This is a genomic window from Polaromonas sp., assembly GCF_029945925.1.
GTDB lineage: Bacteria > Pseudomonadota > Gammaproteobacteria > Burkholderiales > Burkholderiaceae_C > Polaromonas.
Window position 1 is genome coordinate 16,950 of sequence record NZ_JAQSDN010000021.1, and the last position, 22,829, is coordinate 39,778.

Below are 22,829 nucleotides of genomic sequence, written 5' to 3' on the forward strand. Positions count from 1 at the left end.
ACTGCTGCAGCCGACCCCGGAGAACCCATGGAACTGACCCCCAGAGAAAAAGACAAGCTGCTCATTTTTACGGCCGCGCTGCTGGCCGAGCGGCGCCAGGCCAGAGGCCTGAAACTGAACTACCCCGAAGCCGTCGCGCTGATCAGCGCCGCCGTGATGGAAGGCGCACGCGACGGCAAAACCGTGGCCCAGCTCATGAGCGAAGGTCGCACGATCTTGACCCGCGCCGACGTGATGGACGGCATTGCCGAGCTGATCCCCGACATCCAGGTCGAAGCCACCTTTCCCGACGGCACCAAGCTGGTCACCGTGCACCAGCCGATTGTGTGAATCATCCACCCTTGCAAAAAGCCCGCACCATGAAAACCAGTTTTGCTCTCAAAACTATAGCTACTTGCGCAATAACAACGTGGGCTGGAGCCTCATTTGGCCATGACGGTCATCTGATGGCCGGCGCCCACTGGCATGCCACCGACGCCTGGGGTTTTGTGGCCCTTGGCGGCCTGGTTGTGCTGGCGATCTGGCTGTCCAACAAAGACAAGTGAGACGGTCATGATTCCAGGCGAAATATTCACCGATGGCCCTGACCATCCGCTCAATACCGGCCGCCGCACACTGAGCGTGGTGGTGCAAAACACCGCGGACCGGCCCATCCAGGTCGGCTCGCATTACCACTTTTCCGAGACCAATGGGGCGCTGGCCTTTGACCGAGCCGCCGCGCAGGGCATGCGGCTCAACATCGCGTCCGGCACGGCGGTGCGTTTCGAGCCAGGGCAGCAGCGCACGGTGGAGCTGGTGGACTTCGCCGGCGAACGAAAAATTTACGGCTTTCGCGGCCTGGTACAAGGAAAGATCTGATGCCCCCACGTTCATCACTTCGTGTATTCACTGCCCCCCGAGGGGGCGCTGGCCTCCCTTGGGGCGGCCCTACGGGAGTCCATTGATGGCCACGATCGGACGACAAGCCTATGCCGAAATGTTCGGCCCCACCGTGGGCGACCGCCTGCGCCTGGCCGACACCGAGCTGATGGTCGAGGTCGAGGCCGACTACACCCTGCGTGCCGGCAGCTACGGCGAAGAGGTGAAGTTCGGCGGCGGCAAGACGATTCGCGACGGCATGGCCCAGTCGCAGAAAACGCGGGCCGAAGGTGCGATGGACTGCGTGATGACCAACGCGCTGATCATCGACCACTGGGGCATCGTCAAGGCCGACATCGGCCTCAAGAGCGGGCGCATCGCGGCCATCGGTAAGGCCGGCAACCCCGACACCCAGCCCGGCGTCGAGATGATCATCGGCCCCGGCACCGAGATCATCAGCTGCGAAGGTTTGATCGTCACCGCCGGCGGCATCGACTCGCACATCCATTTCATCTGCCCGCAACAGATCGAGGAAGCGCTGACTTCGGGCATCACCACCATGCTGGGCGGCGGCACCGGCCCCGCCACCGGCACCTTCGCCACCACCTGCACACCGGGGCCTTGGAACATTGAGCGCATGCTGCAGTCGGCCGATGCTTTCACCATGAACCTGGGTTTTCTCGGCAAGGGCAATGCCAGCCTGCCGGCCGCGCTGCACGAGCAGGTCGATGCCGGCGTGATCGGCCTGAAGCTGCATGAGGACTGGGGCACGACGCCCGCCGCGATCAGCAACTGCCTGGACGTCGCCGAAGAAACCGATGTGCAGGTTGCCATCCACAGCGACACGCTCAATGAAAGCGGTTTTGTCGAAAACACGATTGCCGCCACCAAGGGCCGCACCCTGTGCGCCTTCCACACCGAAGGCGCGGGCGGCGGCCATGCACCCGACATCCTCAAGGTGGTCGGTGAGCAGAACTTCCTGCCGTCATCCACCAACCCGACCATGCCCTACACCGTCAACACGCTGGACGAACACGTGGACATGCTGATGGTCTGCCACCACCTGGATCCGGCGATTGCCGAGGACCTGGCTTTTGCCGAAAGCCGCATCCGCAAGGAAACGATTGCCGCCGAAGACGTGCTGCACGACCTGGGCGCCATCAGCATGATGAGCAGCGACAGCCAGGCCATGGGCCGCGTCGGCGAGGTCATCATCCGCACCTGGCAGACCGCGCACAAGATGAAAGTGCAGCGCGGCTGGCTGGCCCCATCAATTACCATCGCAGCCCCTCACCCTCCATCCCTCTCCCAAGGGGAGAGGGAAGCGTTCAGAGGTCAGCCGAGTACGGCAGACCACAGTGATCGGGCGGACAACTTCCGCGTCAAACGCTACATCAGCAAATACACCATCAACCCGGCGATTGCGCACGGCATCGCGCACGAGGTCGGCTCCATCGAACTCGGCAAGTGGGCCGATCTGGTGGTCTGGAAGCCGGCCTTCTTCGGCATCAAGCCGGCGCTGATCGTCAAGGGCGGCTTCATCGCCATGGCCGCCATGGGCGACCCGAACGCTTCCATCCCGACACCGCAGCCGGTGCACTACCGGCCGATGTTCGGCGGTTTCGGCGGCGCGATTGCCAGGGGCTCGCTGACTTTTGTCTCGCAGGCCGGCCTGGCCGGCGGCATCAAGGAGCGTTTCGGCCTGGCCAAGAACCTGGCGGCCGTGAAGAACATACGCGGCGTGCAGAAGCGGCACATGATCCACAATGACTACGCGCCGAAAATGGAGGTCGATGCACAGACCTACTCGGTGCGCGCCGACGGCCAGTTGCTCACTTGCGAACCAGCCGTCAGCCTGCCGATGACACAACGCTACTTTCTTTTCTGAACTGAATTACCGATGCTCCAGGCTTCCAAAATCATGCCGCAGGGCGCCGGCCTGGCACCCGTGTTGCTCAAACGCGCCGCCACGGTCGAACTCGACTGGGACATCCGCCAGAAAAGCCGCTTCGAAGCGACCGACTCGCTGGGCCGCCAGCTCGGCATCTTCTTGCCGCGCGGCACACTGGTGCGCGGCGGTGATGTGCTGGTGGCCGAAGATGGGTCCATGGTGAAAGTCATCGCCGCGCCGCAAACCGTGTTGCGCATCACCGCCTGCCCCACCCACGGCACGCCGTTCGACCTGACGCGCGCGGCCTACCACCTCGGCAACCGCCATGTGCCGATTGAACTGAAGCCCGACCACCTGAAGATAGAACCCGACCATGTGCTGGCCGACATGCTGCGCTCCATGCACCTGATCGTCAACGAAGTCAGCGAGTCCTTCGAGCCCGAAGGCGGCGCCTACAGCGCTGGCGGCCATGGCCACGCGCATGAGGGCGGAGATGCTCACCCGCACGCGCCGGTCGCGGCACCCGCGCCGCATGTGCACGGCCCAGACTGCAACCATGGCCACGCTCACGGCCATGAGCACAAGCACGACGAAGTGCGGCCGGTCGCGATCCAGATCCACCCACACAAGCCGCACAGCCATTGAGCACGACGGCCCAGCCCCTGCCGGCCGCCAGCCTGCTGCAGCTGATCTGGCTGGCCTCGCCAGCCTTGCCGGTCGGCGGATTCTCCTACTCAGAAGGGCTGGAAGCCGGCGTGGAACGGGCGGGAGTAGCTACCGAAAGCATAGCGTCTGACTGGCTCAGCGACCAGCTGCAGCTGAGCCTGGCGCGCGGCGACCTGGCGGTGATCGCACAGGCGATTCCGGCCTGGCGCAGCGGCACGCTCGACCAGGTGAAGGCCCTCAACGACTGGGTGCTGCAGACCCGTGAGGCCAGTGAACTGCGGGCGCAGGCCGAACAGATGGGGCGCTCCCTGCTGGAATGGCTGCGCAACCACCACAGCGTCAGCGAGGCGAATATCGACGCCTGCGCGAAGTTGCCACCGACCTACCCCGTCACCTTTGCACTCGCCGCCTCGCCGCTGACCGCCGGGGTGTCCGACTGCCTGACCGCCTACGCCTTCGGTTGGGCCGAAAACATGGTGCAGGCCGCGCTTAAATCGGTGCCACTGGGCCAGAGCGCCGGCCAGCGCATACTGGCCCGGCTGGCGGCGGAAATCCCGGCGGCCATTGCCACAGCCATGGCGCTTGAAGACCACGAACGCCAGGCCTTTTCGCCCATGCTGGCGATTCTTTCATCGCAACACGAAACCCAATACTCCAGATTGTTCCGCTCATGAGCATGCACCACATCGCCAACCGCACCAAGAAACTGCCACCACTGCGCGTCGGCATAGGCGGCCCCGTCGGCTCCGGCAAAACCACCTTGCTGGAAATGCTGTGCAAGGCCATGAAGGAGAAGTACGACCTGGTGGCGATTACCAACGACATTTACACCAAGGAAGACCAGCGCATCCTGACCGTCAGCGGCGCGCTGGCGGCCGAACGCATCATGGGTGTGGAAACCGGCGGCTGCCCGCACACCGCCATCCGCGAAGACGCGTCCATCAACCTCGAAGCGATTGACCGCATGCTGGAAGACTTTCCCGACGCCGACGTGGTGTTTGTCGAGTCCGGCGGCGACAACCTGGCCGCCACCTTCAGCCCCGAACTCAGTGACCTGACGATTTACGTGATCGACGTCGCCGCCGGCGAAAAAATCCCGCGCAAGGGCGGCCCCGGCATCACCAAAAGCGATCTGTTCGTGATCAACAAGACCGACCTCGCTCCCTACGTGGGCGCCGACCTGGCCGTGATGGAAGCCGACACCATACGCATGCGCACCACGGCCAAGGGCCTCAAGCCTTTTGTCATGACCAACCTGAAGACCAAGACGGGGCTGGCGGAAGTGGTGGCGTTTATTGAAAGCAAAGGCATGCTGCAAAGCGACTGAGTTCTTTTCCAGCGGCATTCAAAGGGACTGCCTCGACTGCAGTTAAAATAACAAGCTTGGAAGCGTGGCAGAGTGGTCGATTGCACCGGTCTTGAAAACCGGCAAAGGGAAACCTTTCGTGAGTTCGAATCTCACCGCTTCCGCCAGCTGCTGGTATTTCTTCAAGCCGGTGACAGCCCGGACCGGGCCCTCCCGAACACCTCCCCACTCGTTGGGAAGCCAACCTGCCAGCCTCGCATGCGTGACTATCTGGTGCTGGAGTCACCTACCGGAGCGACCCGGGCTGAGGCTTGTTTGCGCGAGGAATCCTGAACATCGTAAGAGCCGAAAACTTCACGGGCCGAGCGGGTTTCCGGCAATATATACACGATGCCATTGGTTCCGGTAAACGACGGGCTCACCACGGTTTCATAGAACTTGACGGGTACATTGATGCAACCAAAGGAAATGCGGTTGTCCAGTGGGCTCGGCGTGGCCAGGCGCTCTGCCCGGCGCTCCTTGGGCTGCCCCGCCACGACCCGGTGCAGCGACAGGGCACTGTCGTAGTCCACCCAGAGAACCTCTTGGCCGTGAATATCCCGGTCCAGTGAAGCCACGAAACGACCGGCAGGCGTGGTGCGCTCCGCTGGAAGAATGCTCGACAGCTTGCGCTGGCCAATGCCGGGAACGGTGTGGTCGCCCACGGCCAGCCCCAGCAGGGCAGCAGCAGCGCCTCGAAGCTGCCCTTGTGCATTGAACATGAACACACGGGCCTGTACCTTGTCGATAATCATGAAGGGCAACTTGCCATTGTCGGCTGAGTCGACCACCCAGTCGGCCAGTTTCCGGGACTCCGGCGAAGCCACTTCCTGCCCAAAATTGGCGAGCCTGACAAGCTCAACGGATGCGACCTGCGATTCGGCGGGTGCCGAGGCACTGGCATTGTCACGCGAGCCTGCGGCAGGGTCCAGCGTGCTCAAGGGGGGGGAGTTCGGCGCGGCCACGGCCGGAAGCAACAGTGTGTTCAAAGCGACTGCGCCGAGCAGTACCGCTCTGGCCAGAAATGCGGCCAACGAACGTGGGAAGCTGGCTTGCGACAACCCAGCCCAATACATGCGTTGATCTTTTTTTATCTGAGTTGCCATCGTGGTTTGCCTGTTCACGAGATAGTAACCTGTCAAGACGGGTTGGACCGTCGGATTGTGCAGCGTGACCCTGACAGGCCAGAGGCTTTTCCTGGCTTTTTATCCAATGGCAGAGAGCCCGACACAACCCCGAATGGCTCGTGTTGCTCTTTGTTCAGCCTGACCTTTTGCCGATTGCTGAATCAGCGGACATCCCGCCGCTTCAGCTCAAGCGAGGGGTCGCGGAAGTTTCCACCCCCGTGCCCCCCATACCTGACTTTAGTTGCGACCCTGTTTCGCCGGACGGGCTGGTGGCTCGTAAGCGGGCGGCGGAGCGACATAAACCGGGGCAGGTGGCGCCGGCGGAGCGACGTAAACCGGGGCCGGTGGCGCCGGCGGAGCGACGTAAACCGGGGCCGGTGGTACGTAGGCTTGCGCGACAGGGGTCTGGGCTTTGGGGCCAAAACGGTAGACCAGGCCAAGGGATGCCATGTCGATGTGGCCGCGGTTTCTGACCGGGTCATTGATGCGGTAGCGTTCCAGTTCGGCACGCACAGCCAGCGCTTCCGTGATGGCGTATTGCATGCCCAAGCCTACTTTAAGGTTGGTGTCGTTGCGACGCGGATTGGAGGTGTTCACAGGTACGGCGCCGGTGCTGTTGAAGCTGGCCCTGCTTTGCGCATAAGCGGCACCAACGCGGCCGAATACGGAGAAACGATCGGACACAGGCAGCATTCCTACCAGATCCAGGTTCAGACCACGAACGCGAGTTTCCCCGTTGAATGTGCCGGCTGCGTTATCGGTAACTCGGTTGGCGTTAACCGTGTAGCTTGACTTGCCCAAATCAAAATAACCACCTTCCACCGCGAAATTGCGGTTGAGCTGGTAGCCGCCGAAAAGCTTGTAGCCCGTGCCGCTGTTGTCCTCAGTCGCGGAACCGACCCTCAAGCCCTGACCGACCAGCGTTTGGTTGATGGAATCGTTGTTGAAGTTTGCGCGGGTGCGACCCACGTTGCCGCCAATGTACGGACCGGTGGTCTCGTCTTGCGCAACGACCCAGGAGCTGGAAACAGTTCCCAGTACCGCCAGAGCGATAAGCCCTAGCCCGCGCCTGGCTGATGGAAATTTTGATGCTGTCATGATATGTCGTCCTAAGGGTTGAGACAGGTTGTAAATTAAAGAGCTGGTGATTCATCGCTGGTCGGGCTCGTATTGACAAATTCGAGTCAAACCAAGAGTGAAATCAGTTGCCAATTTGCTCTTTCTTCCATCGTCCGTTTGTAGGAAGATGACTACGACCAGCGTCATTTTTCAAGAAAACAACAGTACTGAATCCGCAAAGGAATGCCTGGTCAGATGTCTTTCGGCGCGCATCTCCGGTCTGCGATGCCCTTCGTCAGGGACACCGCTTCCGTCAAATCCGGGCACCGCGCAAAAGGCGAAAACGGTTTTTACTGTCGGGACTCGAGAAACAGCATCTGCAGATCGTTCAGGAAGTCAAAACCGCGCTCTGTCGGCTTGATACGCGCAAAGTCGCGCTCGATCAGTCCCTTGCGTTCGGCCTCGTCCAGCCCGGCCTGGATCGCCGTCAACGGCAAGCCTGTTTTTTCGGCAAAGTCCTGCAGCTTGAAGCCCTCGCGCAGGCGCAGGGCGTTGAGCATGAACTCAAACGGCAGGTCGGCGCGGCTGACCTCGCCGTCCTGCGCCACCGGGGTTCCGGCGAGCGCCTTGTCCATGTAAAGCCTGGGCTCACGAAAGCGCACCTGGCGCACCACGCGGTGCGCAAAACTGAGCTTGCTGTGGGCGCCGGCGCCTATGCCGAGGTAGTCGCCGAACTTCCAGTAGTTCAGGTTGTGCAGGCAGCGGTGGCCGGGCTTGGCGTAAGCCGACACCTCGTACCGGTCCATGCCCGCCATACCGGTCAGCTCGGTGATGCGGTCCAGCATCGCGTAGGCGTCGTCGTCTTCCGGAAGCGCTGGCGGGTATTTGGCGAACCAGGTGTTGGGTTCGACCGTCAGGTGGTAAATCGAGATATGCGGCGGCTGCAGCGCCAGCGCCTGCTGCATGTCCTGCGCCAGGTTCTCCAGCGTCTGGCCCGGCAGCGCGTACATGATGTCGAGGTTGAAAGTATCAAAGGCCTGTGCGGCCTCTTCGACGGCGGCTATCGCCTGGGCGCGGTCATGCACGCGGCCCAGGGCTTTCAGGTGCCTGTCGTCAAAGCTCTGCACGCCAACCGACAGCCGCGTGACGCCGGCGCCGCGAAAGGCCTTGAAGCGGTGTTTCTCAAAGGTACCGGGGTTGGCTTCCAGCGTGATTTCGCAGTCCGGCTCCAGCCGCAGCCGCGCGCGGATGTCGCCCAGCAGGCGGTCGATGGCCTGCGGCGAGAACAGGCTGGGCGTGCCGCCGCCAATGAAGATGCTGTGCACCGTGCGGCCCCAGATCAGCGGCAGCGAGGCTTCGAGGTCGGCCATCAGCGCGTCGAGGTAACGCTGCTCGGGCAGTTCGCCGGAAACTTCATGCGAGTTGAAATCGCAGTAGGGACATTTCTTCAGGCACCAGGGCAGGTGCACGTAAAGCGACAGCGGCGGCAAGACGCTGAGCTGCAGCGTGCCGTCGCGCATGTAGTGCTGGATGTCCTTGAGCCCTGCCCCGGTTTCCTCCCCGGGCGACGCGCAGACAACAGGAATGGGGAAAGTCATAAGAAGAAACCGAAACTGCTCACAACCAGCGCTCGCGCATCAGGTCCATCATCTGGCGCGCCGCCATGCCGCGGTGGCTGTTGGCGTTTTTGACCTCAACCGGCAATTGCGCAAAGGTCTTGCCGAAGGCTGGAATGAACATCACCGGATCAAAACCAAAACCGTTGCTGCCCACCGGCTCGCGCGCGATCTCGCCGCTGACACGGCCCACCGCAATCAGGGGCTCGGGGTCGTCGGCTGAACGCACCGCCACCAGCGTGCTAACCAGCGCGGCGCGGCGCTGCTCCATGCCGGCCATCTGCTCGAGCAGGGCGCGCACGTTGTTGTCGTCGCCTTTGTCGTAGCCAAATTGCGTGGCGTAAAAAGCCGTGTCCACACCCGGCAGGCCGCCAAAGGCATCGACACACAGGCCGGCGTCGTCGGCCAGCGCCGGCAGGCCGCTCAAGCGCGACGCGTGACGCGCCTTGGCCAGGGCGTTTTCGACAAAGGTTCGAAAGGGTTCCTCTGCCTCCGGAATGCCCAGGCCGGACTGCTTGACCAGCGTCACGCCCAGGGGCGCCAGCATGGCTTGCAATTCGGCCAGTTTTCCGGGGTTGTTCGATGCAAGTACGATTTTCATAAGAAAAATATGGCTTCAGCCCAATCAGGACGGGCGCAAACAGCTATCAATTCAGGAGCGACTGCTGCTGCAGCGCGACCAGCTCGCTGATGCCTTTTTCAGCCAGCAGCAGCAGCGCGTCCATTTCCTGGCGCGAAAAGGCGGCACCTTCGGCGGTGCCCTGCACTTCGACGTAATGGCCGGCGCCGGTCATCACCACGTTCATGTCGGTATCGCAGCTCACGTCTTCAATGTATTCGAGGTCCAGCAAGGGCGTGCCCTGCACGATACCGACGGAAATGGCGGCCACGTGCCCGATGATCGGCGTTTCCTTGAGCTTGCCTTCGGCCAGCAGTTTGTTGACCGCGTCCTGCGCCGCAACAAAGGCGCCGGTGATGCTGGCCGTGCGTGTGCCGCCGTCGGCCTGGATCACGTCGCAGTCGAGGTGGATGGTGCGCTCGCCGAGTTTTTTCAGGTTAAACACCGCGCGCATCGAGCGGCCGATCAGGCGCTGGATTTCCTGCGTGCGTCCGCTCTGCTTGCCGCGCGCGGCCTCGCGGTCGCTGCGGGTGTGGGTGGCACGCGGCAACATGCCGTACTCGGCGGTGACCCAGCCCTCGCCGCTGCCTTTTTTGTGGCCCGGCACTTTCTCCTCGACCGAGGCCGTGCACAACACCCGGGTCGCGCCAAACTCGATCAGGACCGACCCTTCCGCATAGGCGGTGTAGGCACGGGTGATGCGCACCGGGCGCAACTGGTCGGCGGCACGGGCGCTGCTTCGCGAAAATGAACTCATGGTCAGGGCTTTCTGGCGTCGCTACGCCCGGGAGACAGAAAAAACAGGAAGCAGAAAAGAAGGAGAGAAAAGGGAAAAGTCAGGCACAAGGCAGCACCTGCAGCGGAAGCGACCAAGCGGGAACTCAGACCTTTTTTGCCGCAGAGCGGCGTATCGCCTCGTTGATTTCGGCGATGGAGCGTTCGATCGCCGCATCGTCAAGGTCTTCGACGCTGGAGTCGAGCACGCCGGCCTGGATGGTCGATGCAAAAACGCCGTCCATGATGCTGTCGGTCGATACGCCGCGCGTCGATTCGAAAGCGTCAGGTGTTTCCCACTCCATGGCCAGCACCGTGACGTTGTCGCTGTGCTCGCCGCCATTACGCAGCGCATGCTCGACCATGTCGGGCACAGCATCAGACACGCTGTTGCCAGCCATGTGGCGCACAATTTCAGCGTCGGTCAGTGTCCCCCACAGGCCGTCGGAGCACAGCATCAGTTTGTCGCCCTGCTGCAGGACTACCGGGCCGGCGATGTCAAACACCGGCTTGGACGGTGAACCCAGGCAGGTGAACAGGATGTTGCGATTCAGGCGCTCGAGTTTGATGATGCCCGCGTTTTGCTGCTCCAGGTAGGAGTGGTCGCGCGTGCGGGTCAGCAGCTCGCCGTCACGCACCACGTAGAGCCGCGAGTCGCCGCAATGGACCCAGGTCGCGCCCGAGCCCTGCAGGATGGCCGCCACCACCGTGGTGCGCGGTGTATCGAGCATGCCTTTTTCGCTGGCATAACGAATGATCTGGTGGTGCGCCGCCATCAGGGCCGACGAGAGGAATTCGGTGGTGTCCCTGACCAGTGGCCGGGCTTCCTTTTGATACAGCGCAGAAATGGTCTGCAGCGCCAGCTGGGCCGCGACCTCGCCTTCAGGGTGACCGCCCATGCCGTCGGCCAGCACAAACAGGCCCGACTCGCGCGTGTAGCAATACCCCATGCGGTCTTCGTTTTTCTCGCGACCGCCCTTGCGACTGACCTGAAAGACCGAGAATTTCATTTGAATTTCGTCGCAAAGCCAGTGGCCTTGCGCGCGGTTTTCTTGGTGTCTGACACCATGTTGTCAAACTGCAGCCGCATTTTCTCGCCGACCGTCAGCTTGGTGTAGCGCCGCTCACCCTCGCGGCTGAGTTCTTTCTGCAAGGCAAAAACCGATTGCGGCCGCGACAAGGGATCGAGTGACATGCACCATTCAACCACTTCAATGAGGTTGTCTGAATACACGCCGCGCAAACGGGAGAGTGCAAGCGACAGACGGTCTTTTTCCAGTCGTTGCGGCGCATCATTGGGCGGGTAGCCCTGCATGGTCGCGTAAATGCAGGCGCCGATGGCGTAAATGTCGGTCCACGGCCCCATCGACGAATCACGCCGGTACATCTCGGGCGCGGCGAAACCGGGGGTGTACATGGGGCGGATGAAGTTGCCTTCCTTGCTCAGCACCTCGCGGGCGGCGCCAAAATCAATCATCACGGCCTTGTTGTCGTCGGTCACGAAGATGTTGGCCGGCTTGATGTCCAGGTGCAGCATCTTGTGCTGGTGCACGATGCGCAAGCCCCGCAGGATCTCGTCAAACAGGGAGCGGATGGTCGACTCGCGAAACACCTTCTGTTTTTTGAGCTCGCGCGCGGTGATGATGAAATCCTGCAGGGTACCGCCCTCCAGGTAGTTCATCACCATGTAGACGGTTTCGTTTTCGCGGAAGAAATTAAGCACGCTCACCACGGACGCGTGCGAGATCTGGGCCAGCGAGCGCCCTTCCTCGAAGAAACTTTTCAGGCCCAGGCGGTACAGCGAGAGCTTTTCAGGCTGCACCTGGGGCAGCAATTCGCCCGGCGGGCGGCTGGCCAGCGAGGACGGCAGGTACTCCTTGATGGCGACCTGCTGGCCTTCGTTGTCAACAGCCAAGTAAACTACCCCAAACCCGCCGGCCGACAGCTTGCGCACGACGCGATAACCGCCAATGACTGTATCGGGTGGGAGTGGCGCGGGCTTGACCTTTGACATAATTCGGGATTAAGCAAGGTGACGGGATCACCAAGTCCTGTTTACTCTACGAAAAGCGTATTACTAAATGTCAGTTTACAGCATGACAGGCTATGCAGCCGTCCAATCCACCCCTGCGAGAAATACCCCGGAAACGGACGCCGGGACGGACGCCAGTGCACGCCTGGGTGTGGAGATACGCTCGGTCAACAGCCGCTTTCTGGATCTGGCCTTCCGCCTGCCCGATGAGCTGCGTCAGGCCGAGCCTGCCCTGCGTGAACTACTGACCGGCAAGCTCAAGCGCGGCAAGATTGAAATGCGCGTCTCGCTGGAGAGCAGCTCCGGCAGCAGCCTGCGTGCCCCGGCGGCAAGCACGCTGCAGCGACTGGGCTCCCTGGAAGACACGGTGAAATCGTGGCTGCCCCATGCCGCCGCCCTGAGTGTGGCCGATGTGCTGCGGCTGGCGGGCGGCGAAGACAAAACCACCCACGACTACAGTGACGAGTTGCTCAAGCTGTCCAAAAAAGCCCTGAAGGACCTGCTGGCGGCCCGGGAGCGCGAAGGCGCCCGGCTGGCGCAGATGCTGCTGGACCGCACAGCCCAGTTGCGGGTCCTGGCGGACTCGGCCGTGCCCATGGTGCCCAAGCTGGTCGAGCAGCAAAAAATCCGCTTCATGGAACGCTGGCAGGAAGCCATGGCGCTGGGCGGCGGCAGCACCCTGCCCGAAGCGGCACAGGACCGGGCCCTGACGGAAGCCACCTCCTTTGCGATACGCATTGATGTGGCGGAGGAAATCACGCGGCTGTCCTCCCACCTGGACGAAATCGACCGGCTGCTCGCCGCCGGCGGCGAAGTCGGCAAACGGCTGGACTTCCTGATCCAGGAGCTGCACCGCGAAGCCAACACGCTGGGTTCCAAATCCGGGTCGCTGGAACTCACCCATGTCTCGGTGGACATGAAGGTGCTGATCGAGCAGATCCGCGAGCAGGTCCAAAACATCGAATGAGGCCTGCCCGGCTCTGAATCAACTCATCTACAAGAACCTGACGCCATGGATTACCCCGGAAACCTGTTTGTTGTCGCTGCTCCCAGTGGGGCTGGCAAATCCAGCCTGGTCAAGGCCCTGATGGAGCTCGATGCGCGGGTGCAGCCGGCGGTGTCGCACACCACCCGGCCACCCCGCGGGCAGGAAAAACATGGCCGAGAATACTTCTTCATTTCGCCCGAGGAGTTTGACGGCATGGTGCTGCGGGACTCCTTCCTGGAATGGGCGCATGTCCATGGCCAGCGTTACGGCACGTCGCGCCAAACGATCGAGGAACGCGTGGCCACCGGTGCCGACGTCATTCTGGAAATCGACTTTCAGGGCGCGATCAACATCAAGCGTATTTTCAACAACGCGGTGCTGATCTTCATTCTGCCGCCCAGCTGGGAGGAGTTGCGCTCGCGGCTGGAGCGGCGCGGCGAGGATACGCCGGAAGTGATCGAACTGCGGCTTAAAAATGCGGCCATCGAGATGGCCCAGGCCCACGAATTCGATTTCGTTATAATCAACGAGTTATTTGAACGAGCAGTTTTCGACCTGAAAACCATTGTCCATGCCCAGCGGCTCAAGTTTGCAGCCCAAAGACGTGCCCGCGCCGAGACCTTCCAGGCCCTGCACATTGCCTGACTTGCTGCTTCATTCCCCTACTGCATTTAACCCGGAGATCATCATGGCCCGCATCACTGTTGAAGACTGCCTGGAAAAAATCCCCAACCGCTTCCAGCTCGTTCTGGCTGCGACCTATCGCGCGCGCATGCTCAGCCAGGGCCATGCACCCAAAATCGAGAGCAAGAACAAGCCTGGCGTGACCGCCTTGCGCGAAATCGCCGAAGGCAAAATCGGCCTCGAAATGCTGAAAAAAGTCCCCAGCTGAGGCTCCCTCCCCCTCCTCCAAAAAAGCACCGCCTGCGGTGCTTTTTTTTGTTTCCCCAAGGTCGTGTAATGCCCGCTTTTTGCATGTTTTATCGGCACCACGATACATTTAAGGCATGAGCGCCCTGGATTTCCCCATCGCAACCGTCACCTCCACCCCGGCTGCCGCCAACGCAGCCGCGGCGAGTTTTGCCGCGCTCACGGCGAAACTGGACTACATGAGCGCCGAGGACGTCAACAACGTCCGGACCGCCTACCGCTTTGCCGATGAAGCGCATCTGGGCCAGATACGCAACGGCGGCCTGCCCTACATCACCCACCCGATCGCCGTGGCGCAACAGTGCGCCGAATGGAAGCTCGACGCACAGGCCCTGATGGCCGCCCTGCTGCACGATGCAATCGAGGATTGCGGCGTCACCAAGCCCGAGCTGATCGAGCGTTTTGGCGCGCCTGTCGCGGAACTGGTGGACGGCCTGACCAAGCTGGAAAAGCTGGAATTCAACACCCGCGAGGAAAACCAGGCCGAATCGTTTCGCAAGATGCTGCTGGCAATGGCACGCGATGTGCGCGTCATCCTGATCAAGCTGGCCGACCGCAGCCACAACATGCGCACGCTCAGCGACGTGCCGCGCAGCAAGTGGAACCGCATCTCGCGCGAGACCCTGGACATCTATGCGCCGATCGCGCACCGCCTGGGCCTGAACGCAACCTACCGCGAGCTGCAGGACCTCGCTTTCCAGCACCTGTACCCCTGGCGTTACGCCACGCTGACCAAGGCCCTCGCCCGCGCCCGTGGCCGCCGGCGCGATGTGATCAAGCGGGTTCAGTCCGAAGTGGAAGCGGCGTTTGCCAGCGCCGGCATCCAGGTGCATATCTACGGGCGCGAAAAAGCGCTCTATTCGATCTATCGCAAGATGGATGAAAAACACCTGTCGTTTGCGCAGGTGACGGACATCTACGGCTTTCGCATCATCGTCGCCAGTGTCACGGCCTGCTACACCGCCATGGGCGTGCTGCACCAGCTCTACAAGCCGCTGCCGGGAAAATTCAAGGACTACATCGCGATCCCCAAGGTCAATGGCTACCAGTCGCTGCACACCACGCTGGTCGGCCCCTTCGGCACCAACATCGAATTCCAGATGCGCACCGAGGCCATGCACATCGTGGCTGAATCCGGCGTTGCCGCACACTGGCTCTACAAGGCCACCGCCCCGGAAAGCGACGCCTCGCAACGGCTGGGCACCCAGTGGCTGCAATCCCTGCTCGATATCCAGCACGAAACCCGCGATGCCGCCGAGTTCTGGGACCACGTCAAGATCGACCTGTTTCCCGACGCCGTCTATGTGTTCACACCGAAAAGCCAGATCATGGCCATGCCGCGCGGCGCAACGATTGTCGATTTTGCCTACGCCATCCACAGCGACGTGGGGCACCGCGCCGTGGCCGCCAAGGTCAATGGCGAGCAGGTTCCGCTGCGCTCGGAGCTGCACAACGGCGACGTGATCGAGATCATCACCGCGTCGGTCTCCAGCCCCAACCCCGCCTGGCTGGGTTTTGTGCGCACCGGCAAAGCCCGATCGAAGATTCGCCATCACCTCAAAACCATGGCCCTGAGCGAGTCGCAGGAACTGGGCGAAAAAATGCTGGCGCAAGCCTTGCGGGCCGAGGGCATAGACCGCGAGCGGCTGTCCGAGGACGACGACGCCCACCACGCCACGTGGGAAAAAATCCTGCGTTTCAGCGGCAACCGCACGCGCGCCGAGTTGCTCACCGATATCGGCCTGGGCAAACGGATCGCCAGCATGATCGCCAAGCGCATCGTCACGCTGCTGGCTGAAACCGGCGAAAAACCGGACCCCTTGCTGATGAGCCGGGAGCGTTACACCGCGCACGAATCGATTTCGCAAGGCGCGCTGGTGCTGGACGGCAGTGAAGGCGCCTCGGTCAAGTTTGCCGCATGTTGCCGGCCCATTCCGGGCGACGCCATCGTGGGTTATCTGGGGCGCGGTGAAGGCCTGGTGGTCCACACGGACGACTGCGCCATCGCCAAAAAACTGCAGCACCGCGACAGCGAGCGCTTCATTGCGGTCGATTGGTCGGACGAACCCACCCGTGCCTTTGAAACCGGCCTGCTGGTCACGGTCACCAATGGCAAAGGTGTGCTCGCCCGCGTGGCTTCGGCGCTGGCCGCCGCTGAGGCCGACATCACGCATGTGGACATGGGGCAGGAGCCGGCGCAGGATGCGACCGACCTGCGCTTTGACGTGGCCGTGCGTGACCGCATCCACCTGGCGTCCGTCATGCGCAGCGTCAAGCGTACCCCTTCGGTTTTGCGGGTCCAGCGCGCCAAACCCGGCGTCTGAGGGCGCGGCCCCCGGGGCTGTTTAGTTCATGTCAGCGCGGCCCACCGGGGGCCTCTGGCGCCGGATAACTGACCTGCACCACCTCGATGTCCTTGAGCCCGCCCGGGGTCGCCAGTTTCACTTCGTCGCCGACCCGCGCCTTGAGCAGCGCACGGGCAATCGGTGAGATCCAGCTGACCTGGTGGCGCGCACTGTCCGCCTCGTCAATGCCCAGAATGGTCACCGTCTGCCCGGAACCGCTGCTGTCGATGTAGCTGACGGTGGCGCCAAAAAACACCTGGTCGCTGCCATGGTGCACGGCCGGGTCGGAAATCTCGGCAATTTCAAGCCGCTTGGTCAGGAAACGGATGCGCCGGTCGATCTCGCGCAGTCGCTTCTTGCCGTAGTGGTAGTCGCCGTTTTCGGAGCGGTCGCCGTTGCTGGCGGCCCAGTGAACCACCTCCACCACCTTGGGACGCTCGTTGTCGATCAGGTCCAGCAGCTCGGCCTTGAGCCGGCCGTAGCCCTCGGGCGTGATGTAGTTTTTGCCGCCCGCGGGCAAAGGCGGCAACGACAACTCGTCATCGTCGTCCGCGTCGGTTTCTTTGGTGAAGGCTTTGCTCATGAGCGACTGAGGCAGTCAAAACGTGTCCATATCGGGACATCGTAACGAAAAAGCCCTGGAACCTTGCGGTTCCAGGGCTTGACGTTTGGTGCGGCTGGCAGGAATTGAACCCACGACCCCTTGGTTCGTAGCCAAGTACTCTATCCAACTGAGCTACAGCCGCTAAGCCTCGAATTATAGCCTACTAATTGGGTGGTAGGGCGTCACAGACTTGAACTGTGGACCAAAGGATTATGAGTCCTCTGCTCTAACCAACTGAGCTAACGCCCCACGTCGCCAGAGCAGATTGTACCGGCCCTACTTGCTGTGGCTCAGTGCGCTGCTGACCATCTTGGCCGTGATGTCGACGATCTGGATCATTTTTTCATAGGGCATGCGCATGGGCCCGATGACGCCCAGGGTGCCCACGACCTTGCCGTCCACCTCGTAGGGTGCGGTCACGATGGACAGTTCCTGGTAGGGCACGACCTGACTTTCGCCGCCGATATAAATGCGCACCCCCTCGGCCCGGCTGGACACATCGAGCAGGCGCATGAGCTGGGCTTTCTGCTCGAACAGGTCGAACAGCTTGCGCAGGTTGCCCATGTCGCTGGAGAAATCGCTGACCGCCAGCAGGTTGCGTTCGCCCGAGATCACCACCTCGTCGCGCGACTCGATCGCCTCGCTGCTGACCTGCACGGCCGCCTGCATCAGGATGGCGATCTCGCCGCGCAGGGCTTCCACCTCGCTCCCCAGCCGCTCGCGCACTTCCTCGATCGCCATGCCGGCGTAGTGCGAATTGAGGAAGTTGGCCGCTTCGATGAGCTGGCTCTGGGTGTAGTCGGTCTCGGTGAAGATCACGCGGTTCTGCACGTCGCCGTCGGGCGAGACGATGATGACCAGGATGCGTTTTTCGGACAGGCGCAGAAATTCGATGTGGCGGAACACGGACGTGCGGCGCGGGGCCATCACGACACCGACAAACTGCGACAGGTCCGACAGGATGTTGGCGGCGTTGCTGAAAACTTTCTGCGGCTGGTCCGGTGCCAGGCGGGGTGTGCCCAGCGCGGTGAGCGACGAATACTGGTCGCGCTGCATGGTCAGCATGGTGTCGACAAACAGGCGGTATCCGCGGGCGGTCGGGATGCGGCCGGCCGAGGTGTGCGGGCTGACGATCAGGCCCAGATCCTCCAGGTCGCTCATGACATTGCGTATGGTCGCCGGCGACAGGTCCAGTCCGGAGGCCTTGGACAAGGTGCGCGAGCCGACCGGTTGACCGTCGGCGATGTAGCGCTCCACAAGCGCTTTTAACAACAGTCGGGCACGTTCATCAAGCATGAAGCCATTCTACGAAGCTTGGCAAGGATGTTGTGATGTAATTTGGCGATGAAGTCGCAATTTCGTCACGTCGCCCTGATCGGGAAGTACCACGCACAGGGTTCACGCTCGGCGCTGGAGGAAATTGCCGGCTTCCTGCACACGCAGGGTTGCGAGGTCACGCTGGAAAAAGACACGGCCAGCAACACCGGCCTGACGCACTACCCGGTGCTTGATGTGGCCGGCGTCGGTGCGCATTGCGACCTGGCACTGGTGGTCGGTGGCGACGGCACCATGCTGGGCATAGGACGGCAGCTGGCCCAGTTCGGTGTGCCGCTGGTCGGCATCAACCAGGGCCGCCTGGGCTTCATCACCGACATCGCCTTCGAGGATTTCCAGACCGCGCTCGAGCCCATGCTGCGCGGCGAATACGAGGAAGACCGGCGCTGGATGATGCAGGCCGAGGTCATGCGTGACGGCCGCTGCGTCTTCAGCGCCACCGCCATGAACGACGTGGTTGTCAACCGCGGCGCCACCGCCGGCATGGTCGAGCTCAGGGTCGAAGTTGATGGCCGTTTTGTGGCCAACCAGCGCGCCGACGGCCTGATCATTTCCACGCCGACCGGCTCCACCGCCTATGCGCTGTCGGCGGGCGGTCCGCTGCTGCACCCCTCGATTTCCGGCTGGGTCATGGTGCCGATTGCGCCGCACACGCTGTCGAACCGGCCCATCGTGTTGCCCGACACGGGCGAGGTCACCGTGGAAATTGTCGCGGGCCGCGATGCCAGCGCCAATTTCGACATGCAGTCGCTGGCCACCCTGCTGCACGGCGACCGCATCACGGTGCGGCGCTCGGAATACCAGATGCGTTTCCTGCATCCCCGGGGCTGGAGCTACTTCGACACCCTGCGGAAAAAACTTCACTGGAATGAAGGTGCGGTATGAGTCTTAAAAACATCGCCCTGCGCGACTTTGTCATCGTGCGCGAACTCGCGCTGGACCTGGACAGCGGCTTCACCGTCCTCACCGGCGAGACCGGCGCCGGCAAATCGATCCTGATCGACGCCCTGCAACTGGCCTTGGGCGCACGCGCCGACGCCGGTGTGGTGCGCGAGGGCGCGCAGCGCTGCGAGATCAGTGCCACCTTCGACGCGCCGGCCGCGCTGGCCGGCTGGCTGGACCAGGCCGGCTTTGCCGCTGAAGACGACTTGCTGCTGCGCCGCACGATCGATGCCCAGGGCAAAAGCCGGGCCTGGATCAACGGCAGCCCGGCCACGGCCACCCAGTTGCGCGAGATCGCCGACCTGCTGGTCGACATCCACGGCCAGCATGCCTGGCAAAGCCTGACCCGTCCCGATGCGGTGCGCGGCCTGCTGGATGCCTACGCCGGCGTACCGGCCCAGGCCCTGGCGCAGCCGTGGCAGGCCTGGCGCAGCGCGCACAAGTCCCTGCTGGAAGCGCGCGAGGCGCAGGACAGCCTGCAGCGCGAGCGCGAACGCCTGGCCTGGCAGATCGGCGAGCTCGACAAGCTGGCACCGGGCGAGCACGAGTGGGAAGAACTCAACACCCAGCACAGTCGGCTGTCCAATGTGCAGGCCTTGCGCGACGCGGTGCAGACGGCGGTCGATGCGCTGCAGGAGTCCGACGACAACGCCACTGCCCTGCTGGGCCGCGCCCTCACCGCGCTACAAAATCAGGAGCGTATCGAGCCCGAATTCAAAGCGCTGACCGAGGTTTTAAGCAGTGCCCTGGCACAGATTGAAGATGCCGTGCATTCGCTGAACGGCTACGCGCGGCATGCCGAGCTGGACCCGCAACGCCTCGCCGAACTCGATGAGCGCCTCTCGCTCTGGGTCAGCCTGGCACGCCGCTACAAGCGCACGCCGGCCGAGTTGCCGGAACTGCTGGCCGGCTGGCGCAGCGAGCTGCAGAAACTCGATGCGGCGGCCGACCTCGTAGGTCTGGAAAAAACCGAGCAACTGGCCCAGGCCGCCTACATGGAAGCAGCGCGCCAGGTGTCTAAAGCCCGCAGCAAGGCCGCGCCCCTGCTCGCCAAGGCCATCACGCAGGCCATGCAAGGTCTGGGCATGCAGGGCGGCAAGTTCGAAGTGGCCCTCGGCAAGCTGGAGCAGCCCGCGCAGCATGGCCTGGAGCAGGCAGAATTTCTGGTGGCCGGCCACAGCGGCAGCACGCCACGCCCCGTCGGCAAGGTCGCCTCGGGCGGCGAGTTGTCGCGCATTGCGCTGGCCATCGCGGTGACCACCAGCCAGCTCGGGCAAGCACAGACCCTGATTTTTGACGAAGTGGATGCTGGCGTCGGCGGTGCCGTTGCCGAAACCGTGGGCCGATTGATGAAGCAGCTCGGCAAGGACCGGCAGGTCATGGCGGTCACCCACCTGCCCCAGGTCGCGGCCTGTGCCGACCATCACCTGATGGTGGCCAAACGCCCGGACAAGGGCCAGACCGTGAGCACCGTCGAGCTGGTCCACAGCGAGCAGCGGGTGGCCGAGGTGGCCCGCATGCTGGGCGGCGAAAAACTCTCTGGCACCACACTGGCCCACGCCAAGGAGATGCTGGGCCAATGAACGCCGCCACCGACCCCACCCCGGACATGGCCCCGGATATGGACATGGTACTGATCACCGGCATGTCCGGTTCCGGCAAATCCATCGCACTGCATGCCCTGGAAGACGCGGGCTACTACTGCGTGGACAACCTGCCGCCTGAGCTGTTGCTGCCTTTTGTGGCGCTGGAAAAGCAGCACGGCGCCAGCAAGGTGGCGATCGCGATGGACGTGCGCAGCGCCACCTCGCTGCCGCTGGTGCCACTGCAACTGGCGCAAATGAGGGAAGAGGGCGTGGCGGTGCAATCGGTGTTTCTCGACGCCAGCACGGACACGCTGGTGCGGCGCTTTTCGGAAACCCGACGCATGCACCCGCTGTCGCGGCGGGACGACCTGGACCAGCAGCGAGCCCTGGTCGATGCGATTGGCGAGGAGCGCGAGCTGCTCGGCGAGTTGCGCGAGCATGCCCATGTCATCGACACCAGCATGATCCGGCCGTCCCAGCTGCAGGGCTACGTGAAGGCGCTGATTTCCTCACCGGCCACCCAACTGACCCTGGTATTTGAATCGTTTGCCTTCAAGCGCGGCGTGCCCGTCGACGCCGACTACGTGTTTGATGTGCGCATGTTGCCCAATCCGCACTACGAACCGGAATTGCGTCGCCTGACCGGCAAGGACGAAGCGGTGGTGAGCTACCTGCAAGGCTACCCCGAGGTGGCCGACATGTTCCGCCACATCGAGCAGTTCATCGGCCACTGGCTGCAGGCGCTGGCCCGCGACCACCGCAGCTATGTGACGGTGGCCATCGGCTGCACCGGCGGCCAGCACCGCTCGGTCTACCTGGTCGAGCAGCTGGCGCAGGCCTTTGGCCCGCACTGGGTCACCCTCAAGCGCCACCGGGAACTCGACGCCGCGCCGTGAGCCTGGCCGCCGCAGGCTGGTTTACTCTCATTTTGATAGCTGCCTGCGCCCGCCCATCAAGGGCTGGAGGACTTTTTCATCAACAACCATGAAAAATCAGGACTCCCGCTGCGTGAGCAACTTCCTGATCGGTGCCGGCAGTCCCAGCGCCTCCCAGGTGTCCCGCGCAAACCAGGTACCCGTGCCCGGCAGGCGGGTGCTTCTGGCCTCCCGGGCCGACAGCGCCAGCACCATGGGCGACAGGCGCAAGTCCTTGTGGGTCAGCACATGCACAAAAGGCTTGATCGCTGTCAGGCGGGTCTGCAGGGACGCGGGCAAGGCCGCCAGCAGATCCTCTTCGCTGCCGAACACCGGAAAACAATAAAGGCCGCCCCAGATGCCGGGCGCAGCGCGGCGTTCCAGCCACACGCTGCCGTCGGATTTTTCTGCCCACAGCAGCGCGAGTGACTGCGCGCTGCGCTTGAGCTTGCGGGTCTTGACCGGGAAACTTTCCGGCATGCCGCTGGCCAAGCCCCGGCACATGCCCTGCAGCGGGCACAGCAGGCAGGAAGGCTGGCGGGTTGTGCAAATCGTGGCGCCCAAATCCATCAGGCCCTGGGTGTAACGCGGCATGGTTTCAGGCAGCTGGCGGCGCGGCAGCAGCTCGGTGGCGATGGCCCACAGCGCCCGCTCCTGCGCGCTGGACGCCAGGTCGCCGGAAAACGCGGTGACCCGTGTCAGCACCCGCTTGACGTTGCCGTCCAGAATGGCCACCCGCTGCGAAAAGCAGAAAGAGGCGATGGCCGCTGCGGTCGAAGGCCCGATGCCGGGCAGGGTTTGCAGCAGCTCCGCCGTCTGCGGAAACTGCCCGTCATGCAGGCGCACGACGTCCTGCGCACAGCGGTGCAGGTTTCTGGCCCGGCTGTAATAACCCAGCCCGCTCCACAAACCCAGCACATCGTCCTGCGCGGCAGCGGCCAGATCGGTCACCGCCGGAAACCGCGCCAGGAAACGCGTGTAGTAGTCGAGCACCGTGGCCACCTGCGTTTGCTGCAGCATGATCTCGGACAGCCAGACGCGGTAAGGGTCACGCGTGTTTTGCCAAGGCAGGCTGTGGCGTCCGTGGCTTTTCTGCCAGCGCACGACCTGCGTGGAAAACCGGCTCCCCAGTGCCGCCGCCTGCAAACCCGTTTCGGTCGCCCCGGAAAGCAGCGAGGGCACACCGGCGCCGGGTGTG

The 22,829-nt window shown here is 62.9% G+C and carries 23 protein-coding genes and 3 tRNA genes; 14 read left to right on the forward strand and 12 right to left on the reverse strand.

Annotation, left to right across the window (positions count from 1 at the left end; all coding sequences use genetic code 11):
• The first annotated feature begins 27 nt into the window (after nucleotides 1-27).
• The 7 genes from PSV40_RS05525 (at nucleotide 28) to PSV40_RS05555 (ending at nucleotide 4,888) form a co-directional block, all read left to right on the forward strand.
• Nucleotides 28-330 carry an urease subunit gamma gene (locus tag PSV40_RS05525; protein ID WP_300535249.1) on the forward strand — a complete coding sequence of 101 codons (303 nt, stop codon included), beginning with the start codon at nucleotides 28-30 and terminating at the stop codon, nucleotides 328-330.
• A gap of 222 nt (nucleotides 331-552) precedes the next feature.
• Nucleotides 553-858 (forward strand): urease subunit beta, encoded by a 306-nt coding sequence (locus PSV40_RS05530; RefSeq protein WP_300535252.1) that lies wholly within the window; start codon nucleotides 553-555, stop codon nucleotides 856-858.
• 85 nt (nucleotides 859-943) lie between these two features.
• Complete coding sequence (locus tag PSV40_RS05535) at nucleotides 944-2,746, forward strand: urease subunit alpha (RefSeq protein ID WP_300535255.1); 1,803 nt, start codon at nucleotides 944-946, stop codon at nucleotides 2,744-2,746.
• Nucleotides 2,747-2,758: 12 nt separating this feature from the next.
• On the forward strand, nucleotides 2,759-3,394 hold the full coding sequence (ureE, locus tag PSV40_RS05540; protein ID WP_300535257.1) for an urease accessory protein UreE: 636 nt from the start codon (nucleotides 2,759-2,761) through the stop codon (nucleotides 3,392-3,394).
• A complete protein-coding gene (locus PSV40_RS05545) occupies nucleotides 3,391-4,089 on the forward strand; it encodes an urease accessory UreF family protein (RefSeq protein ID WP_300535260.1) in 699 nt (232 codons plus the stop codon). Before ureE ends, PSV40_RS05545 begins: the two co-directional genes overlap by 4 nt.
• Nucleotides 4,086-4,742: an urease accessory protein UreG gene (gene ureG, locus PSV40_RS05550; protein ID WP_300535263.1), complete on the forward strand. Its 657-nt coding sequence runs from the start codon at nucleotides 4,086-4,088 to the stop codon at nucleotides 4,740-4,742. Before PSV40_RS05545 ends, ureG begins: the two co-directional genes overlap by 4 nt.
• A 58-nt stretch (nucleotides 4,743-4,800) precedes the next feature.
• A tRNA-Ser gene (locus PSV40_RS05555) sits at nucleotides 4,801-4,888 on the forward strand.
• Nucleotides 4,889-4,987: 99 nt separating this feature from the next.
• Here the strand turns inward: PSV40_RS05555 and PSV40_RS05560 are convergent.
• From PSV40_RS05560 to PSV40_RS05590, 7 genes are all read right to left on the reverse strand, one after another.
• Entirely contained in the window at nucleotides 4,988-5,902 is a 915-nt protein-coding gene (locus PSV40_RS05560) for a hypothetical protein (RefSeq protein ID WP_300535266.1), read from the reverse strand.
• 222 nt (nucleotides 5,903-6,124) lie between these two features.
• Complete coding sequence (locus tag PSV40_RS05565) at nucleotides 6,125-6,985, reverse strand: outer membrane beta-barrel protein (RefSeq protein WP_300535269.1); 861 nt, start codon at nucleotides 6,983-6,985, stop codon at nucleotides 6,125-6,127.
• 311 nt (nucleotides 6,986-7,296) lie between these two features.
• The gene (hemW, locus tag PSV40_RS05570) at nucleotides 7,297-8,544 is read right to left on the reverse strand and encodes a radical SAM family heme chaperone HemW (protein ID WP_300535271.1); all 1,248 of its coding nucleotides are present in this window, start codon (nucleotides 8,542-8,544) and stop codon (nucleotides 7,297-7,299) included.
• Nucleotides 8,545-8,563: 19 nt separating this feature from the next.
• A complete protein-coding gene (rdgB, locus tag PSV40_RS05575; RefSeq protein WP_300535273.1) occupies nucleotides 8,564-9,163 on the reverse strand; it encodes an RdgB/HAM1 family non-canonical purine NTP pyrophosphatase in 600 nt (199 codons plus the stop codon).
• A 46-nt stretch (nucleotides 9,164-9,209) separates the two neighbouring features.
• Nucleotides 9,210-9,938, reverse strand: a complete 729-nt coding sequence (rph, locus tag PSV40_RS05580; protein WP_300535276.1) for a ribonuclease PH — start codon at nucleotides 9,936-9,938, stop codon at nucleotides 9,210-9,212.
• 124 nt (nucleotides 9,939-10,062) lie between these two features.
• Nucleotides 10,063-10,965, reverse strand: coding sequence for a PP2C family serine/threonine-protein phosphatase (locus tag PSV40_RS05585; protein WP_300535279.1), 903 nt, complete (start codon nucleotides 10,963-10,965; stop codon nucleotides 10,063-10,065).
• Nucleotides 10,962-11,969 carry a serine/threonine-protein kinase gene (locus PSV40_RS05590; RefSeq protein ID WP_077592949.1) on the reverse strand — a complete coding sequence of 336 codons (1,008 nt, stop codon included), beginning with the start codon at nucleotides 11,967-11,969 and terminating at the stop codon, nucleotides 10,962-10,964. The genes PSV40_RS05585 and PSV40_RS05590 overlap by 4 nt, the downstream gene beginning before the upstream one ends.
• Before the next feature lie 67 nt (nucleotides 11,970-12,036).
• On the opposite strand from PSV40_RS05590, the gene PSV40_RS05595 reads away from it, so the two are divergent.
• The 4 genes from PSV40_RS05595 (at nucleotide 12,037) to PSV40_RS05610 (ending at nucleotide 16,229) form a co-directional block, all read left to right on the forward strand.
• Nucleotides 12,037-12,954, forward strand: a complete 918-nt coding sequence (locus PSV40_RS05595; protein ID WP_300535282.1) for a YicC/YloC family endoribonuclease — start codon at nucleotides 12,037-12,039, stop codon at nucleotides 12,952-12,954.
• A 45-nt stretch (nucleotides 12,955-12,999) separates the two neighbouring features.
• The gene (gene gmk, locus PSV40_RS05600; RefSeq protein WP_293592988.1) at nucleotides 13,000-13,620 is read left to right on the forward strand and encodes a guanylate kinase; all 621 of its coding nucleotides are present in this window, start codon (nucleotides 13,000-13,002) and stop codon (nucleotides 13,618-13,620) included.
• A gap of 43 nt (nucleotides 13,621-13,663) precedes the next feature.
• Nucleotides 13,664-13,867 carry a DNA-directed RNA polymerase subunit omega gene (gene rpoZ, locus PSV40_RS05605; protein ID WP_096662930.1) on the forward strand — a complete coding sequence of 68 codons (204 nt, stop codon included), beginning with the start codon at nucleotides 13,664-13,666 and terminating at the stop codon, nucleotides 13,865-13,867.
• 115 nt (nucleotides 13,868-13,982) lie between these two features.
• Nucleotides 13,983-16,229: a bifunctional (p)ppGpp synthetase/guanosine-3',5'-bis(diphosphate) 3'-pyrophosphohydrolase gene (locus PSV40_RS05610; RefSeq protein WP_300535287.1), complete on the forward strand. Its 2,247-nt coding sequence runs from the start codon at nucleotides 13,983-13,985 to the stop codon at nucleotides 16,227-16,229.
• Between the two features lie 31 nt (nucleotides 16,230-16,260).
• Here PSV40_RS05610 and greB read toward each other — a convergent pair whose 3' ends face one another.
• The 4 genes from greB to hrcA all read right to left on the reverse strand — a co-directional run bounded on the left by greB (nucleotide 16,261) and on the right by hrcA (nucleotide 18,150).
• A complete protein-coding gene (gene greB / locus PSV40_RS05615; RefSeq protein WP_300535289.1) occupies nucleotides 16,261-16,833 on the reverse strand; it encodes a transcription elongation factor GreB in 573 nt (190 codons plus the stop codon).
• Between the two features lie 86 nt (nucleotides 16,834-16,919).
• A tRNA-Arg gene (locus PSV40_RS05620) sits at nucleotides 16,920-16,996 on the reverse strand.
• A 30-nt stretch (nucleotides 16,997-17,026) separates the two neighbouring features.
• Nucleotides 17,027-17,103: transfer RNA gene (locus tag PSV40_RS05625), tRNA-Ile, on the reverse strand.
• 27 nt (nucleotides 17,104-17,130) lie between these two features.
• Nucleotides 17,131-18,150, reverse strand: coding sequence for a heat-inducible transcriptional repressor HrcA (gene hrcA, locus PSV40_RS05630; RefSeq protein ID WP_300535292.1), 1,020 nt, complete (start codon nucleotides 18,148-18,150; stop codon nucleotides 17,131-17,133).
• Between the two features lie 48 nt (nucleotides 18,151-18,198).
• On the opposite strand from hrcA, the gene PSV40_RS05635 reads away from it, so the two are divergent.
• Genes PSV40_RS05635 through rapZ form a run of 3 tightly spaced genes read left to right on the forward strand, consistent with a single transcriptional unit; the run spans nucleotide 18,199 to nucleotide 21,613 of the window.
• Nucleotides 18,199-19,074: an NAD kinase gene (locus PSV40_RS05635; protein ID WP_300514087.1), complete on the forward strand. Its 876-nt coding sequence runs from the start codon at nucleotides 18,199-18,201 to the stop codon at nucleotides 19,072-19,074.
• Nucleotides 19,071-20,714, forward strand: a complete 1,644-nt coding sequence (gene recN / locus PSV40_RS05640; RefSeq protein WP_300535294.1) for a DNA repair protein RecN — start codon at nucleotides 19,071-19,073, stop codon at nucleotides 20,712-20,714. Before PSV40_RS05635 ends, recN begins: the two co-directional genes overlap by 4 nt.
• 26 nt (nucleotides 20,715-20,740) lie before the next feature.
• Nucleotides 20,741-21,613: an RNase adapter RapZ gene (gene rapZ / locus PSV40_RS05645; RefSeq protein ID WP_300535331.1), complete on the forward strand. Its 873-nt coding sequence runs from the start codon at nucleotides 20,741-20,743 to the stop codon at nucleotides 21,611-21,613.
• 96 nt (nucleotides 21,614-21,709) lie between these two features.
• Here the strand turns inward: rapZ and mutY are convergent, their stop codons facing one another.
• Nucleotides 21,710-22,762 carry an A/G-specific adenine glycosylase gene (gene mutY, locus PSV40_RS05650; RefSeq protein WP_300535333.1) on the reverse strand — a complete coding sequence of 351 codons (1,053 nt, stop codon included), beginning with the start codon at nucleotides 22,760-22,762 and terminating at the stop codon, nucleotides 21,710-21,712.
• Nucleotides 22,763-22,829 lie beyond the last annotated feature (67 nt).